This window comes from Microbacterium sp. p3-SID336, from assembly GCF_025143365.1.
In the GTDB taxonomy this organism is placed as follows: Bacteria; Actinomycetota; Actinomycetes; order Actinomycetales; family Microbacteriaceae; genus Microbacterium.
In genome coordinates, this window is the sequence record NZ_JALXPE010000001.1 from 43534 (window position 1) to 59814 (window position 16281).

Here is a 16281-nt window from a genome sequence, read left to right on the forward strand (position 1 = left end):
GCGTGAGCGCCCGCACGAAGGCGCGCAAGCGCGCTCTCGACATCCTGTTCTCCGCCGACGTCCGCGGCGATGACGTGGCGGTCGCCCTGGCCGCCGAGGCCAAGCGCGCCGCCAGCGAGCCCGCGCGCGAGGCTTCCTGGCTGTACGCCAGGGAGATCGTGGACGGCATCATCGACCAGCACGACGAGATCGACGAGCAGATCACCACGCACAGCAGGGACTGGAAGCTCGAGCGCATGCCCGCGGTCGACCGTGCGCTGCTGCGCATCGGCGTGTGGGAGATCCTCTACAACGACGAGGTGCCGACGGCCGTGGCCATCGACGAAGCCGTCGAGCTCGCGAAGGAGTTCTCGACCGACGACTCCGGTGCCTTCGTGCACGGCGTGCTCGCCAGGGTGGCGCGCGCCGCCTGAGGCAGCCGGAACCCGCCGTGTCGGCGGTAGCGGAGAGGATCGCTCCATGGCCCTTCCGTCCGAGCCCGCCGACTCCGCTGCGCGACCACCGTCCGGGTGGCGTTCGCTCCTCGGCGTGCCCGCGCCCGAGGGTGCGCGCACACCGCTGGCGCTGGGGGTCGAGCTGCGCATCCGCGACTCGCGGAGCGCGAACCCGTGGGCATCGCGACCTCAGCGCACTGCGACACCGCGCGACATCGCGAGAGGCACGGGCGAGGTCCAGCTCGGGATCCGTCCGCTGGAGCGCAGCGCGGCGACGGGCGCCTGGGTGCTGGGGGCCGCCACCTGGGACGCTGTGCGCCGTTCGCCCGAACAGTACGGCCGCGACCGCTCGCGGTGGTTCGCCGACCTGCTGAGCATCGCACGGGACACGCTGCTCTCGGGGACCGCGGGGGACTGGCTCGTCGCCGACCTCATCGAGTCCGGCCTGCTCTGGGGGCACCTGCGCGCGGCGACCGACCTCGGCATTCCCGTCGTGGCGGCGCAGAAGTCGACCACGGTGACCCTCGCCGACCGCGCGGCGGTCGAGGCCACGATCATGCGCCGGGAAGACGGGTCGCTCCTCGTCCGGCCCGCCGTCACGATCGACGGCAGGGCATCGACGGAGGCGTCCGTGCGCGCCATCGGACGCAGCGGCGTGTACGAGATCGTGCAGACCGGCGCCCGACTGCACGTGACGCTCGCAGAGGTGCCGCTCGCCGACCCTGTCCGCGCGCTGCTCAGGGCCGCAGACGGCGTGCCCGTCGCTGCCGCGGAGGAGAGGGCGTTCCTGCAGGACGCGTATCCGCTGCTCGCTCGACAGATCCCGATGCACGCGCAAGGGCGCGTGACCCTGCCGCCGCTTCCCGCCCCGCGCCCGGTGCTGAATCTCTCCTTCCGGCGCGGGGACACGGTCGAGTACGCGTTCGAGTGGGAGTACCGCGGCTTCGGCCGCGTCCCGTTCGCGCCCGGTGCACAGGCGGTGCGCGATCACGACGCCGAGGCCACGCTCCGCGCGCAGCTCGATGCGGTGTGGCTCCCGCTCGCGGGGCGTCCGCTGGATACGGCGGGCGCGTTCCACGACGTGGACGCAGCCGAGTTCATGACGAGGGTCGTCCCTGCACTCGAACGCGAGGGCGTCACGGTCGCGGTGGCCGGACGGCGGAAGTCGTACCGCGAGCTCACCGGAGACCCGGAGATCACGGTGAGCACGGTCGAGAGCACGGACCCGGACTGGTTCGACCTCGGAGTGCTCGTGCGCATCGACGGTCGGATCATCCCGTTCGAGCCGCTGTTCACGGCGCTGAGCACCGGGCGACGCAAGCTGCTGCTCGTGGACGGGAGCTACCTCTCCCTGAGCCATCCGGCGTTGGACCGGCTGCGCGAGCTGCTCGACGAGGTGGCCGACCTCGACGAGTGGGAGACGGGCCCGCGGATCAGCCGCCATCAGACGGACCTGTGGGAGGAGTTCGAGGATCTCGCGGATGAGGCGCTGCCCGCGGTCAGCTGGCGCGCCACCGCGGAGGGTCTGCGGCGCGCCTCCCGGGTGCCGGAGGTCGCGGTGCCCCGCGGAGTGCACGCGGAGCTCCGGCCCTACCAGAAGGACGGCTTGGACTGGCTGGCGTTCCTGTGGGATCACCGGCTGGGCGGCATCCTAGCCGACGACATGGGTCTCGGGAAGACGCTGCAGCTGCTGGCGCTCGTCGTGCATGCGCGCGAGGCGGGGGAGCGGAGACCGTTCCTGGTGGTCGTCCCCACTTCGGTGCTGCCGACGTGGCGCGCGGAGGCGGCCCGTTTCACGCCGGGGCTGCGCGTCGTCGCCAGACCCGCGACGTCCGGGTTCCCGCTCGCGGCTGTCGCCGCGGATGCGGACATCGTCGTGACGACCTACGCCGTCGCGCGCCTGGACGCGGAGGCGTTCGCCGCGATCGAGTGGTCGGGGCTGATCCTCGACGAGGCGCAGTTCGTGAAGAACCCGGCGACCAAGCTGCACCGGGCGGTCGCGACGTTCCGCGCCGATGCCGTGTTCGCGGTGACGGGCACACCGCTGGAGAACAGCCTGTCGGAGCTGTGGGCGCTGCTGAAGCTCACGGCCCCGGGGCTCTTCGCATCGGCCCGCGCATTCCGGGAGCGCTACATCCAGCCGATCGAGCAGGGCAAGGTGCCGGAGAACGAGGAGGGCGCCCCGTACCGGCAGCGTCGCCTCGCCGAGCTCCGTCGCCGCATCAGGCCGCTGCTGCTCCGGCGCACCAAGGAGCTCGTGGCCGCCGATCTGCCGCCCACCCAGGAGCAGGTGCTGGAGGTGGAGCTCAGCGCGTCGCACCGCGCCCTGTACGAGACCGTGCTGCAGCGCGAGCGGCAGAAGGTGCTCGGACTGATCGAGGACCTCGACCGCAACCGGTTCATCGTGTTCCGCTCGCTCACGCTGCTGCGGATGCTGAGTCTGGCCCCGGGACTGATCGACCCCGCCGATGCGCGGATCGGCTCCCGCAAGCTCGACGTGCTGCTGGAGCGCGTGGTGGAGCTGCAGGCGGAGGGACATCGGGCGCTGGTGTTCAGCCAGTTCACGTCCTTCCTCGATCTCGCGGCGGAGCGTCTGGATGCGGCAGGCATCCCGTACGCGCATCTGGACGGCTCGACACGACGGCGCCAGGAGATGATCGACGGCTTCAGGGAGGGGGAGCAGCCGGTCTTCCTGATCAGTCTGAAGGCGGGCGGGTTCGGACTCACGCTCACGCAGGCCGACTACGTGTTCCTGCTCGATCCCTGGTGGAACCCTGCCGCGGAGGCGCAGGCTGTGGACCGCACGCATCGCATCGGGCAGGAGCGCCAGGTGTTCGTGTACCGGATGATCGCCGCGGGCACCATCGAGGAGAAGGTGCTGGAGCTGCAGCAGCGCAAGGCGAGGCTCTTCACGGCGGTGCTCGACGACGACGCGCTGTTCGCACAGTCCCTCACGGCCGACGACATCCGCGGGCTGTTCGAGCGGTGACCGTTTCTCCCGGCGCCGCCGACCGGTCGTCCAGGGAGCGCTCGGTACAATCGAACGGTTCATCTTCGAGAGGAATGCAATGCGGATCACGGGACTCGGCCACGCCGGGATGTTCATCGAGACCGTCGGCGGCAACATCATCTGCGACCCCGTCCTCGGCCCGTCCTTCTTCGGCTCCTGGTTCCCGTTCCCGGACAACAGAGGCCTCGACTGGGAGCGCTACGGCCGCGAGGCCGACTTCCTCTACATCTCGCACCGGCACCGCGACCACTTCGATCCGGCTCTGCTGGAGCGGTACATCCGCAAGGACATCGAGGTGCTGCTCCCGGAGTACCCGATCGACGACCTCGAGCAGGACATCCGGGCGCTCGGCTACACGAACATCACCTACGCCCCCGCCGGGGAGATCATCCAGCGCGGCGACCTCAAGCTCATGATCACGCCGCTGCGCGCGCCGAGCGACGGCCCCATCGGCGACTCGTCGCTGAGCGTCGACGACGGCACCGGCTCGATGCTGAACCAGAACGATTCGCACCCGCTCGACCTCGAGAAGCTGCTGCACTTCGGCAAGCCAGACGCGTACTTCACCCAGGTCTCCGGCGCGATCTGGTGGCCGATGGTCTACGACCTGCCGCTCGACGCCAAGCAGAACTTCGCGCGCCTCAAGCGCGAGGCGCAGAACAAGCGGGCGATGTACTACATCGACAAGGTCGACGCGCCGCACGTGTTCCCGATGGCGGGTCCGCCCATGTTCCTGCGCGACGACCTGTTCGACTTCAACGGCATGGGTCGCAACGGCGAGTCGATCTTCACCGACCAGAAGCAGTTCCTCGCCCACATGAAGGAGCTGTCGCCGCAGTACGACGGCCAGCTCTTCATCCCCGGCACCCTGGTGACGATCGACGGCGGGACGGTGACGACCGAGCAGACGCTGTACACCGACGCGGAGATCGCGCACATCTTCGACGAGAAGTGGGACTACCTGGAGGAGCAGCGCGCGAGCCGTCAGCAGGAGATCCGCGACGAGGAGGCCACCCGCGCCGAGATCATCCCGCCGGCCGAGATGCTGGCGGCGATCAAGGAGTGGTGGGAGCCGCTGCTGAAGAAGTCGCGCACCATCCGCCTCGGCGTCGGGGGCCACGTCCGCTTCCGCATCGGGGAGCTGGACATGGTGGTCGACTTCCCGCGAGCGAAGGTGCGCGAGTATGCGGGGGAGGAGTGCGTGTACTGGTACACGATCCCCGCCGACCTCGTCTCGACGAACATCCGCGACCACGAGATCGACTGGTCCAACTCGATCTTCCTGTCGATGCAGTTCTCGGTGGGACGCAGCGGCAAGTTCAACGAGTTCCTGACCACGTTCCTCAAGTGCCTGTCGGTGGACCGCATCGAGTACGTCGAGAACTGGTACCAGGAGCAGACCGACCAGACCGAGGACGCCGAGATCGGCGAATGGGTCGTGCAGCGCCGATGCCCGCACCTGCGCGCCGACCTGACCCGCACGGGCTCGGTGGACGAAGACGGCATCCTCACGTGCAGCATGCACGACTGGAAGTGGGACCTGAACACCGGGCGCTGCCTCTCGACGAGCGGGCACCCGATCCGCTCCTCGAAGGTCGACGACGTCACCGACCCGGTGCTGCGCGAGGCGAGCTGACCCGGAGCGCCCCGCGCGCTCCGATACACTGGCATCACAAGCAACCTTTAACACCGTCCTGTGAGGCGGAGAAGGGAGCGGCTGATGGGCATGCGCACCGTGCTGCACCAGGCCGACATCTCACGAGCGCTGACACGCATCGCGCACGAGATCCTCGAGTCGAATCGGGGGGCGGAGAACCTCGTCCTCCTCGGCATCCCGACCCGCGGCGTCACGCTGGGTCACCGGCTGGCCGCCCTGATCAGCGACATCGCGCAGGTCTCGGTGCCCGTGGGCTCGCTCGACGTCACGCTGTTCCGGGACGACCTCGCGAAGCACCCCACACGCTCGCCGCAGCCGACCGAGATCCCGCCCGGCGGCATCGACGGCAAGACCGTCGTCCTGGTCGACGACGTGCTCTTCTCGGGACGCAGCATCCGCGCGGCGCTCGACGCGATCCAGTCGATCGGTCGGCCCGCCGTCGTCCGCCTGGCGATCCTCGTCGATCGCGGCCACCGCGAGCTCCCGATCCGCCCTGACTTCGTCGGCAAGAACATCCCCTCCGCCCGCAGCGAGCGGGTCAACGTGCGCCTCTTCGAGAACGACGGCGCCGAGGAGGTGACGATCGGCGAATGAGGCACCTCCTCGACACCCGCACGCTCGACAGGGCCACCGCCCTCCGCATCCTCGACGTGGCGGAGGACATGGCCGACACGCAGTCGCGCGAGGTCAAGAAGCTCCCCACCCTCCGCGGCAAGACGGTCGTGAACCTCTTCTTCGAGGACTCGACCCGCACCCGCATCTCCTTCGAGGCCGCCGCCAAACGGCTCTCCGCCGACGTGATCAACTTCGCCGCCAAGGGCTCCAGCGTCTCCAAGGGCGAGAGCCTCAAGGACACCGCGCAGACGCTGGAGGCGATCGGCGCCGACGCCGTGGTGGTGCGGCACCCGGGCTCCGGTGCTCCGCAGACCCTCGCCACGAGCGGCTGGATCTCGGCCGGCGTGGTGAACGCCGGGGACGGCACGCACGAGCACCCCACGCAGGCGCTGCTCGACGCGTTCACGATCCGCAAGCGCCGTTTCGGGGCCGACAGCCGGGGGCGCGACCTGTCCGGGCTGCGGGTGACGATCGTGGGCGACGTGCTGCACTCCCGGGTCGCCCGCTCCAACGTCTGGCTGCTGGCGACTCTCGGGGCGGAGGTCACCCTGGTGGCCCCGCCGACCCTAGTCCCGCAGAACGTGTCGCTCTGGCCGGCACGCGTCCTGTTCGATCTCGACGAGGCGCTGGCGGACGGCCCGGACGCCGTGATGATGCTGCGCATCCAGCTGGAGCGCATGAACGCGGCGTATTTCCCGACTGAGCGGGAGTATTCGCGGCGCTGGGGCCTGGACGCCCTGCGAGTGGCCGCCCTTCCGAGCGGTAGCATTGTGATGCACCCCGGACCCATGAACCGGGGACTGGAGATTTCCTCCGAAGCAGCCGATTCCCCCCGTTCGACGGTGCTGGAACAGGTGTCGAACGGGGTCTCCGTGCGCATGGCCGTGCTCTACCTGCTGCTGGCAGGGGAGCGAGACGACGAACGAGGGGGAGACCTGTGAGCGAGACCCTCGTCATCACCGGCGCCACGCTGCTCGGCGCCGAGAGCGCCGACATCATCATCGAGGACGGCAGGATCTCCGAGATCGGAACCGGGTTGAGCCGCGCCGGCGCCCGCACGCTCGACGCGGCCGGCCTGGTCGCGCTGCCCGGACTCGTCGACCTGCACACGCACCTCCGCGAGCCCGGGTACGAGGCGTCCGAGACCATCCTGACCGGGACCAGGGCCGCCGCGGCCGGCGGGTTCACCGCCGTGTTCGCCATGCCCAACACGTCTCCCGTCGCCGACACCGCCGGTGTCGTGGAGCAGGAGCTCGCGCTCGGCGAGGCCGCGGGGTACGCCACGGTGCAGCCGATCGGCGCCGTCACCGTGGGGCAGAAGGGCGAGCGCCTCGCCGAACTGGGCGCCATGGCGACCTCCCGCGCGCAGGTGCGCGTGTTCAGCGACGACGGCTTCTGCGTATGGGATCCGCTGATCATGCGGCGTGCTCTCGAGTACGTGAAGTCCTTCGACGGCGTGATCGCGCAGCATGCGCAGGACCCCCGGCTGACCGAGGGCGCCCAGATGAACGAGGGCACCGTGTCCGCCGAGCTCGGGCTCGCCGGCTGGCCCGCGGTCGCGGAGGAGTCGATCATCGCCCGCGACGTCCTGCTGGCCGAGCACGTCGGCTCGCGTCTGCACGTGTGCCACCTGTCGACCGCCGGGTCCGTGGACATCATCCGCTGGGCCAAGAAGCGCGGTGTGCAGGTCACCGCAGAGGTGACCCCGCACCACCTGCTCCTCACCGACGAGCTGGTGCGCGGCTATGACGCGCGGTACAAGGTGAATCCGCCGCTGCGCCGTGAGGAGGACGTCCTGGCCGTGCGCGAGGGACTCGCCGACGGCACCATCGACATCGTCGCCACGGACCACGCCCCGCACCCGAGCGAGCACAAAGCGTGCGAGTGGCAGGCCGCCGCGAACGGCATGGTCGGTCTGGAGAGCGCCCTGCGGGTCGTGCACCAGGCGATGGTGCAGACCGGGATGCTGTCCTGGGCCGACGTCGCGAGGGTCATGAGCGCAGCGCCGGCACGCATCGGGCGGCTCGCCGGCCACGGCACACCGCTCGAGGTGGGCGCCCCCGCGCATCTCGCGCTGTACGACGCCTCCGTCGACGGCGTCTTCACGGAAGCCGACCTCCACGGCCGCAGCGCGAATTCGCCGTACCTCGGTCGCGAGCTGCCGGGCCGCGTGCAGTTCACCGTGCACGGCGGCGTGCTGACCGTCGACGGCGGTGCCGTCGTACCGGAGCTCGGCGCATGAGCGCACGGGACCTCGCGGTCGCGATCATCATCGCCGTCGCGGTACTGATCCTGCTCGCGATGCTGTTCGCCTGGCGACGACGAAGCCGGCGCGACTCCGTGTACACGGCGCCGCTCGGCGTGCCGGAGCACGCGGAGGTGTCGCGGCGCGAGGAGGTGCTGTACGTGTCGACCACCCGGCACGACGAGCCCCTCGAACGCCTCGCGATCCGCCCGCTCGGCTTCCGCGCCCGCGGCGAACTGGCCGTGACCGACCGCGGTGTCGCGCTCGCGCTGGATGGCGCACCCACGGTGTTCCTCGCCAGCGCCCGGCTCGTCGCGGTGGATCGCGCCACCGTGACCATCGACCGCGTGGTCGAGCCGGGCGGACTGCTGCGCATCGCCTGGCACGCCGACGACGTCACCGTGGTCGACAGCTACCTGCGCCTCACCGGAGGCGACATCCAGACCCTCATCTCCGACCTGCAGCGGCTCGTCCCCGCCGCCCCCGACACTGGAGCAACGTCATGACCCTCTCGACATCCTCCGCGCCGACCTCCCCGGTCGGCCTTCCCGATCCCGCCGTCCTGGTCCTGGAGGACGGCACGCGCCACACCGGACGCGCCTACGGCGCCCGCGGCCGCACCCTCGGCGAGGTCGTCTTCGCCACCGCCATGTCCGGCTACCAGGAGACCATCACCGACCCGTCCTACGCCGGACAGATCGTCCTGCAGACCGCTCCGCACATCGGCAACACCGGCATGAACGACGAGGACCCCGAGTCCCGCCGCATCTGGGTGGCCGGCTACATCGTGCGCGACCCCTCGCGCGTGGTCTCGAACTGGCGCGCGAACGCCTCGCTCGACGAGGTGCTCGTCGAGGACGGCATCGTCGGCATCAGCGGCATCGACACGCGAGCGGTGACCAGGCACATCCGCTCGGCGGGCTCGATGCGCGGCGGCATCTTCTCGGGTGCGGACGCCGACCTCGACCCCGAGGAGCAGCTGCGCATCGTCCGCGAGGCCCCCGAGATGACGGGACTCAACCTCTCGGCGCAGGTCTCGGTCGAGAGCGCCACCGTGACCCCGGCCGTGGGTGAGCGCGTCGGCAATCTCGCCGTGCTGGACCTAGGCGTCAAGAAGGCCACGATCGACAACCTGGCCGCCCGCGGCTTCGAGGTCCACGTGCTCCCGCAGGACGTCAGCATCGACGACATCCGCGCGATCGACCCGGTCGCGGTGTTCTACTCCAACGGCCCTGGCGACCCCGCGGCTTCGGGGGACCATGTGGAGCTGCTGCGCGCGGTGCTCGACGACGGCCTGCCGTTCTTCGGGATCTGCTTCGGCAACCAGCTGCTCGGCCGCGCCCTGGGTCTCGGCACGTACAAGCTGCCGTTCGGCCACCGCGGGATCAACCAGCCGGTGCTCGACAAGGAGACGGGTCGCGTCGAGATCACGGCCCACAACCACGGCTTCGCGGTCGAGGCGCCCCTGGAGGGCTCGTTCGACAGCCCGCACGGCTACGGCAAGGTCGAGGTCAGCCACGTCGGCCTCAACGACAACGTCGTGGAGGGTCTGCGCGCCCTCGACATTCCGGCATTCTCGGTGCAGTACCACCCCGAGGCCGCTGCCGGACCCCACGACGCCAACTACCTCTTCGACCGGTTCCGCGACATGGTCATCGCGAGCAAGAAGGACACCAAGTAATGCCCAAGCGCGACGACATCACCTCCGTCCTCGTCATCGGCTCCGGCCCGATCGTGATCGGCCAGGCCTGCGAGTTCGACTACTCCGGCACCCAGGCGTGCCGCGTGCTCCGCGAGGAGGGCGTCCGGGTCATCCTGGTCAACTCCAACCCGGCGACGATCATGACCGACCCCGACTTCGCCGACGCGACGTACATCGAGCCGATCACGCCCGCCGTGATCGAGACGATCATCGCCAAGGAGAAGCCGGACGCGATCCTCCCGACGCTGGGCGGCCAGACTGCGCTGAACGCCGCGATGGCGCTGCACGAGCAGGGCATCCTCGACACCTACGGCGTCGAGCTCATCGGTGCGAAGGTCGACGCCATCAAGAAGGGCGAGGACCGGCAGATCTTCAAGGAGCTCGTGATCGAGGCGGGCGCAGACGTCGCCCGCAGCGTGATCGCGCACACCATGGACGACCTGCTCGCCGGTGCCGCCGAGCTCGGCTACCCGCTCGTGGTGCGACCGTCCTTCACGATGGGCGGCCTGGGTTCCGGCTTCGCCTACGACGAGGAGGACCTGCGCCGCATCGGCGGTGCCGGGCTGCGCGACTCGCCGACGACCGAGGTGCTCCTGGAGGAGTCCATCCTCGGCTGGAAGGAGTACGAGCTCGAGCTCATGCGCGACACAGCCGACAACACGGTCGTGGTCTGCTCGATCGAGAACGTCGACCCCGTCGGCGTGCACACCGGCGACTCGATCACGGTGGCGCCCGCGCTCACGCTCACGGATCGCGAGTATCAGAAGCTCCGCGACATCGGCATCGACATCATCCGCGCGGTCGGCGTGGACACCGGCGGCTGCAACATCCAGTTCGCCGTGAACCCGGAGAACGGGCGCATCATCGTCATCGAGATGAACCCGCGCGTCTCCCGCTCCAGCGCCCTCGCGTCGAAGGCCACCGGCTTCCCGATCGCGAAGCTCGCCGCGAAGCTCGCGCTCGGCTACCGCCTCGACGAGATCCCGAACGACATCACCGGCGTTACGCCGGCGAGCTTCGAGCCCACGCTCGACTACGTCGTGGTCAAGGTGCCGCGCTTCGCGTTCGAGAAGTTCCCGGCGGCGGACGCCACCCTCACGACCACCATGAAGTCGGTCGGCGAGGCGATGGCGATCGGCCGCAACTACGCGACCGCCCTGCAGAAGGCACTGCGCTCGCTCGAGATGCGCGGCTCCAGCTTCCACTGGGGCGAGGAGAGCCGCACCGTCGAGGAGCTGCTGGAGATCGCGAAGACCCCGACCGACGGCCGCATCGTGACGCTGCAGCAGGCGCTGCGCAAGGGGGCGACGATCGAGCAGGCCTTCGAGGCCACGGCGATCGATCCCTGGTTCCTCGACCAGATCGTGCTGATCAACGAGGTCGCCGACGTCGTCCGCACGGCTCCCGAACTCGACGCCGCCACTCTGCGCTACGCCAAGGAGCACGGCTTCTCCGACGCCCAGCTCGCACAGCTGCGCGGGGAGACCGAGACCGAGATCCGCGGCGTCCGTCACGGCCTCGGCATCCGTCCCGTGTACAAGACGGTCGACACGTGTGCCGGGGAGTTCCCCGCCCTCACGCCGTACCACTACTCGAGCTACGACGCCGAGACCGAGGTCGCGCCGTCCGAGCGCACCAAGGTCGTCATCATCGGCTCCGGCCCGAACCGCATCGGGCAGGGCGTGGAGTTCGACTACTCCTGCGTGCACGCGTCCTTCGCGCTGTCCGACGCGGGCTTCGAGACCGTGATGGTGAACTGCAACCCGGAGACGGTGTCCACGGACTACGACACCTCCGACCGCCTGTACTTCGAGCCCCTCACACTGGAGGACGTGCTGGAGGTGCTGGACGCGGAGGCCGCGAGCGGCACCATCCTCGGTGTCGTGTGCCAGCTCGGCGGTCAGACTCCGCTCGGGCTCGCGAAGGGCATCGAGGCTGCCGGCTACACCGTGCTGGGCACGAGCCCGGAGGCGATCGACCTCGCCGAGGAGCGCGAGCTCTTCTCCCGGCTGCTCGACACCGCGGGCCTCCTCGCGCCGCGCAACGGCACCGCGATCGACGTGGAGGGTGCGGTCCGCATCGCCGAGGAGATCGGCTACCCCGTGCTCGTGCGCCCCAGCTTCGTGCTCGGCGGACGCGGCATGGAGATCGTCTACGGCACCGAGGCGCTGCGCGAGTACTTCGTGCGGACCGCGGGCGAGGTCGTGATCGAGGAGGGCAAGCCGCTGCTGGTCGACCGCTTCCTCGACGACGCGATCGAGCTCGACGTGGACGCGCTGTACGACGGCACGGACCTCTTCATCGGCGGCGTGATGGAGCACCTGGAGGAAGCGGGCATCCACTCCGGCGACTCCAGCTGCACGCTGCCTCCGGTCTCGCTCGGCCGCAGCGATGTCGACCGCGTGCGTGAGGCCACGCTCGCGATCGCCGAGGGCGTCGGCGTGCGCGGACTGCTGAACGTGCAGTTCGCCATCAGCGCGGGCGTGCTCTACGTGATCGAGGCGAACCCGCGCGCGAGCCGCACGGTGCCCTTCGTGTCGAAGGCGCTGGGCATCCCGATGGCCAAGGCCGCCAGCCGCATCATGACGGGCTCGACCATCGCCGAGCTGCGTGCCGAGGGCATGCTGCCAGCGCAGGACGGCTCCCGCGTGCCGCTCGACGCCCCCGTCTCGGTCAAGGAGGCGGTGCTTCCGTTCAAGCGGTTCCGCACCGCCGACGGCAAGACGGTCGACTCGGTCCTCGGCCCGGAGATGCGCTCCACCGGCGAGGTCATGGGCATCGACCGCGACTTCCCGACCGCCTTCGCCAAGAGCCAGGCCGCGGCGTACGGCGGCATGCCGACCTCGGGCACCGTGTTCATCTCGGTCGCCGACTCCGACAAGCGCGCGGTGATCCTCCCGGCGCACCGCCTCCAGCAGCTCGGCTTCACGATCGTGGCGACCGAGGGCACCGCAGAGATCCTGTCGCGCAACGGCATCGCCGTGACCGTCGTGGAGAAGTACAGCGCCACGCAGGAGTCCGGGGCGAGGAACATCGTCGACCTCATCAACGACGGTGAGATCGACATCGTCGTCAACACCCCGTCGGGCGGTGCGACGCGTGCCGACGGCTACGAGATCCGCGCGGCTGCGGTCGCAGCGGACAAGGCGCTGTTCACGACCATGGCCGTGTTGGGCGCCGCGGTCAGCGGCATGGACGCGGCGCACGAGGGCTTCCAGGTGAAGAGCCTGCAGGAGTACGCGCTGGACCGGAAGGCGGCGGTATGACCGGATCCTTCGGGGAGCGGGTCCGTGTCGCCCTCGACGAGCGCGGACCCCTCTGCGTCGGCATCGACCCGCACGCCGCTCTCCTCACCGCCTGGGGGCTGCCGGACGACGCCTCCGGTCTGCGCGAGTTCGGTCTGCGCACGGTGGCCGCCGCAGCCGACCGCGTGGGCATCGTGAAGCCGCAGGTGTCGTTCTTCGAGCGCCACGGCTCCCGCGGACTCGCGGCGCTGGAGGAGGTCATCGCGGCCGCGCGGGCCGCCGGGCTGCTCGTGATCGCGGATGCCAAGCGCGGTGACATCGGCTCCACGATGAACGACTACGCGCGCGCCTGGCTCGAGCCGGGCGGGGCGCTGGAAGCCGACGCGCTGACCGTGAACCCGTTCCTCGGCGTCGGCGCCCTCGATGGCGCGTTCGACCTGGCGCACGCGCACGGCAAGGGCCTGTTCGTGCTGGCCGCGACCAGCAACCCCGAGGCCGCCGAGCTGCAGCGCGCCACCACGGCGGACGGATCCACCGTGTCGGCGGCCGTCGTCGCCGCGGTGTCCGCGAGGAACGCCGCCGCGGTGGCTCCGGGGGAGTGGGGCAGCGTCGGCTTCGTCATCGGAGCGACCGTCGAGCGGACGCAGACCGGGATCGGCGACATCGACCCGCCCGCGCCGATCCTGGCCCCCGGCTTCGGCGCCCAGGGCGCCGAGCCCGCGCAGCTGACGGCACGATTCGGTGCACTCGCTCCGTGCGTGATCGCGAGCGAGAGCCGCAGCCTGCTCTCGGCGGGACCGGACGCTCTGTCTGATGCGATCGCGCAGCGCGCCGCCGAGTACCGGGAGGTGACCCGTGGCTGAGGAACGCCGTGCCGTCCCCGAGGTGGACAGGGCCGCAGCCGCGCGCCGTGCCGTGGAGCGCCGCCGTGCCAGAGCGTCGCTCAAGCGCGATCTCACGATGCGCGTCGTGACCCCCCAGTCCGTGCTGCACAAGGCCACCTCCGACCCCGACTCGGTCGAGGGCTCCTTGCGCGTCACCGATTTCCTGCTCGCGCTCCCCGCGATCGGCGCCGGCAAGCGCGACCGCGTGCTGGCCGAGCTGCACATCTCCCCGGTCAAGCGCCTGGGCGGTCTCGGCGCGCGGCAGCGACGCGTGCTGGAGGAGTGGCTGGACGGCAGGTTCCCCGTGCCCGCGCCGCGCGGAGCCCGCAGCCGCCTGCTGGTGCTCGCCGGGCCGACGGCCGTGGGCAAGGGGACCGTCGCCGCGCACATCCGCGAGAACCATCCCGAGATCCACCTCTCGGTCTCGGCGACCACGCGGGCACCCCGCCCGGGCGAGATCGACGGGGTGCACTACTACTTCGTCGACGACGCCGAGTTCGACCGGCTGATCGCCGACGGCGAGCTTCTGGAGTACGCGGTGGTCCACAACCGCTCGCGCTACGGCACGCCGCGGGCGCCCATCGACGCGGCCCTGGCCGAGGGCAAGACCGTCCTGCTGGAGATCGACCTGCAGGGTGCGAGGCAGGTCCGCGACGCCGAGCCGTCCGCCACGCTGATCTTCCTGCTGCCGCCGAGCTGGGACGAGCTCGTGCACCGACTGGTCGGACGCGGCACCGAGGACGCGGAGGAGCGGGCGCGCCGCCTGCGCACCGCGAAGGTCGAACTCGCGGCACAGAACGAGTTCGACCACCTCATCGTGAACGAGGACGTCGCCGCCGCCGCCCGCGAGGTCGTAGACTTGTCTACGAGCTCTGCGCGCTGACGCTTCTTCGCGCGCCCGCAGCACCGTCTTCGCGACGACCGTCGTCGCCTGATCAGGAGGTCCCCCATGGCCGGACGCAACAACGGCATCATCGATCCCCCCATCGACAACCTGCTGGAGCGGGTCGACTCCAAGTACGAGCTCGTGATCTACGCGGCCAAGCGCGCGCGCCAGATCAACGACTACTACTCCGACCTGCACGAGGGGAACCTGTTCGACAACGTGGGCCCGCTGGTCGACTCGTCCGTCGAGGACAAGCCGCTCACGATCGCGCTGCACGAGATCAACGAGGACAAGCTCCGCCTGCGTCACGTGGAGTGATCTTCGGCGACCGCGCCGCCGCGACGTCGGCGGTGCGGTCCAGAATGGGTGCCACACCCCTCCCACCGTCCGTCCCCGTTCTGGAGCCCCGATGAGCGCGCTGCGTCTGTTCACGTCCGAGTCCGTCACGGAAGGACACCCGGACAAGATCTGCGATCAGATCTCGGACAGCATCCTCGACGGCCTGCTCGCGAAGGACCCGGGCTCCCGCGTCGCGGTCGAGACCCTGGTCACGACCGGCCTCGTGCACGTCGCGGGCGAGATCAGGACGGACGCCTACGTCGACATCCCGACGATCGTGCGGCAGGTCGTCAACGGCATCGGCTACACGTCGTCCGACACCGGCTTCGACGGCGACTCGTGCGGCGTCAGCGTGTCCGTCGGCGAGCAGTCGAGCGACATCGCGCACGGCGTCGACAACGCGCAGGAGCATCGCGATGGCTCCTCCGTCGACCCGCTCGACGGTCTCGGCGCGGGCGACCAGGGCATCATGTTCGGCTTCGCGACGAACGAGACGCCGCAGCTCATGCCGATGGCCGCGTGGACCGCGCACCGCATCGCAGAGCGCCTGACGGAGGTACGTCGCAGCGGCCTCCTGCCCTTCCTCCGTCCCGACGGCAAGACGCAGGTGACGCTCGGCTACGACGGCTTCACACCGAAGACCGTCGATGCGGTCGTGCTGTCGACGCAGCACAACCCCGACATCTCGCAGGAGGACCTCAAGGCGCGGGTGCGTGAGCACGTGATCGACCCGGTGCTCGCGACCACCGGCCTCGACCTCGACGACGTCACCTACTACATCAACCCCGCCGGCCCCTTCGTCACCGGTGGCCCCAAGGGCGATGCGGGCCTCACGGGTCGCAAGATCATCATCGACACCTACGGGGGAGCGGCGAGGCACGGCGGAGGCGCGTTCAGCGGCAAGGACCCGTCGAAGGTGGATCGGTCCGGGGCCTACGCCACCCGCTGGGTCGCGAAGAACGCGGTCGCGGCCGGGCTCGCCGACCGCCTCGAGGTGCAGGTCGCCTATGCGATCGGCGTGGCACGCCCCGTCGGGCTGTACGTCGAGACGTTCGGCACCGGACGGGTGTCGGATGAGGTGATCACCCGGGCGATCGACGAGGTGTTCGATCTGCGCCCGCAGGCGATCATCGAGCAGCTCGACCTGCTGCGTCCGATCTACGCGCAGACGGCCGCCTACGGGCACTTCGGCCGCGAGCTCCCCGACTTCACGTGGGAGCGCACCGACCGCGCCGAAGAGCTGCGACGCGCTGCCGGGCTCTGA

General features: G+C 70.3%; 13 protein-coding genes. All 13 read left to right on the plus strand.

The window, feature by feature from the left end:
- The first annotated feature begins 2 nt into the window (after nucleotides 1-2).
- The 13 genes from nusB to metK all read left to right on the plus strand — a co-directional run bounded on the left by nusB (nucleotide 3) and on the right by metK (nucleotide 16281).
- Entirely contained in the window at nucleotides 3-413 is a 411-nt protein-coding gene (nusB, locus tag M3C17_RS00250) for a transcription antitermination factor NusB (protein WP_259975593.1), read from the plus strand.
- Nucleotides 414-459: 46 nt separating this feature from the next.
- Nucleotides 460-3423 (plus strand): DEAD/DEAH box helicase, encoded by a 2964-nt coding sequence (locus M3C17_RS00255; RefSeq protein ID WP_259975594.1) that lies wholly within the window; start codon nucleotides 460-462, stop codon nucleotides 3421-3423.
- 79 nt (nucleotides 3424-3502) lie between these two features.
- Nucleotides 3503-5080 (plus strand): Rieske 2Fe-2S domain-containing protein, encoded by a 1578-nt coding sequence (locus M3C17_RS00260; RefSeq protein ID WP_259975595.1) that lies wholly within the window; start codon nucleotides 3503-3505, stop codon nucleotides 5078-5080.
- An 84-nt stretch (nucleotides 5081-5164) separates the two neighbouring features.
- A complete protein-coding gene (gene pyrR / locus M3C17_RS00265) occupies nucleotides 5165-5695 on the plus strand; it encodes a bifunctional pyr operon transcriptional regulator/uracil phosphoribosyltransferase PyrR (RefSeq protein WP_259975596.1) in 531 nt (176 codons plus the stop codon).
- The gene (locus M3C17_RS00270) at nucleotides 5692-6657 is read left to right on the plus strand and encodes an aspartate carbamoyltransferase catalytic subunit (protein ID WP_259975597.1); all 966 of its coding nucleotides are present in this window, start codon (nucleotides 5692-5694) and stop codon (nucleotides 6655-6657) included. Before pyrR ends, M3C17_RS00270 begins: the two co-directional genes overlap by 4 nt.
- On the plus strand, nucleotides 6654-7958 hold the full coding sequence (locus M3C17_RS00275) for a dihydroorotase (protein WP_259975598.1): 1305 nt from the start codon (nucleotides 6654-6656) through the stop codon (nucleotides 7956-7958). Before M3C17_RS00270 ends, M3C17_RS00275 begins: the two co-directional genes overlap by 4 nt.
- Entirely contained in the window at nucleotides 7955-8467 is a 513-nt protein-coding gene (locus M3C17_RS00280) for a hypothetical protein (RefSeq protein WP_259975599.1), read from the plus strand. Before M3C17_RS00275 ends, M3C17_RS00280 begins: the two co-directional genes overlap by 4 nt.
- A complete protein-coding gene (carA, locus tag M3C17_RS00285; protein WP_259975600.1) occupies nucleotides 8464-9642 on the plus strand; it encodes a glutamine-hydrolyzing carbamoyl-phosphate synthase small subunit in 1179 nt (392 codons plus the stop codon). Before M3C17_RS00280 ends, carA begins: the two co-directional genes overlap by 4 nt.
- Complete coding sequence (gene carB, locus M3C17_RS00290) at nucleotides 9642-12929, plus strand: carbamoyl-phosphate synthase large subunit (protein WP_259975601.1); 3288 nt, start codon at nucleotides 9642-9644, stop codon at nucleotides 12927-12929. Before carA ends, carB begins: the two co-directional genes overlap by 1 nt.
- Nucleotides 12926-13771, plus strand: a complete 846-nt coding sequence (pyrF, locus tag M3C17_RS00295) for an orotidine-5'-phosphate decarboxylase (RefSeq protein ID WP_259975602.1) — start codon at nucleotides 12926-12928, stop codon at nucleotides 13769-13771. Before carB ends, pyrF begins: the two co-directional genes overlap by 4 nt.
- Nucleotides 13764-14675: a guanylate kinase gene (gene gmk / locus M3C17_RS00300; RefSeq protein WP_259975603.1), complete on the plus strand. Its 912-nt coding sequence runs from the start codon at nucleotides 13764-13766 to the stop codon at nucleotides 14673-14675. The genes pyrF and gmk overlap by 8 nt, the downstream gene beginning before the upstream one ends.
- A gap of 66 nt (nucleotides 14676-14741) precedes the next feature.
- Nucleotides 14742-14996 (plus strand): DNA-directed RNA polymerase subunit omega, encoded by a 255-nt coding sequence (gene rpoZ, locus M3C17_RS00305; protein ID WP_259975604.1) that lies wholly within the window; start codon nucleotides 14742-14744, stop codon nucleotides 14994-14996.
- A 91-nt stretch (nucleotides 14997-15087) separates the two neighbouring features.
- A complete protein-coding gene (gene metK, locus M3C17_RS00310) occupies nucleotides 15088-16281 on the plus strand; it encodes a methionine adenosyltransferase (protein ID WP_259975605.1) in 1194 nt (397 codons plus the stop codon).

Coding starts and splice junctions, on each gene's coding strand:
- rpoZ (WP_259975604.1), top strand. CDS start 14,742: ATGGCCGGACGCAACAACGGCATCATCGATCCCCCCATCGACAACCTG.
- pyrR (WP_259975596.1), top strand. CDS start 5,165: ATGGGCATGCGCACCGTGCTGCACCAGGCCGACATCTCACGAGCGCTG.
- pyrF (WP_259975602.1), top strand. CDS start 12,926: ATGACCGGATCCTTCGGGGAGCGGGTCCGTGTCGCCCTCGACGAGCGC.
- M3C17_RS00270 (WP_259975597.1), top strand. CDS start 5,692: ATGAGGCACCTCCTCGACACCCGCACGCTCGACAGGGCCACCGCCCTC.
- carA (WP_259975600.1), top strand. CDS start 8,464: ATGACCCTCTCGACATCCTCCGCGCCGACCTCCCCGGTCGGCCTTCCC.
- M3C17_RS00255 (WP_259975594.1), top strand. CDS start 460: ATGGCCCTTCCGTCCGAGCCCGCCGACTCCGCTGCGCGACCACCGTCC.
- M3C17_RS00280 (WP_259975599.1), top strand. CDS start 7,955: ATGAGCGCACGGGACCTCGCGGTCGCGATCATCATCGCCGTCGCGGTA.
- carB (WP_259975601.1), top strand. CDS start 9,642: ATGCCCAAGCGCGACGACATCACCTCCGTCCTCGTCATCGGCTCCGGC.
- metK (WP_259975605.1), top strand. CDS start 15,088: ATGAGCGCGCTGCGTCTGTTCACGTCCGAGTCCGTCACGGAAGGACAC.
- M3C17_RS00260 (WP_259975595.1), top strand. CDS start 3,503: ATGCGGATCACGGGACTCGGCCACGCCGGGATGTTCATCGAGACCGTC.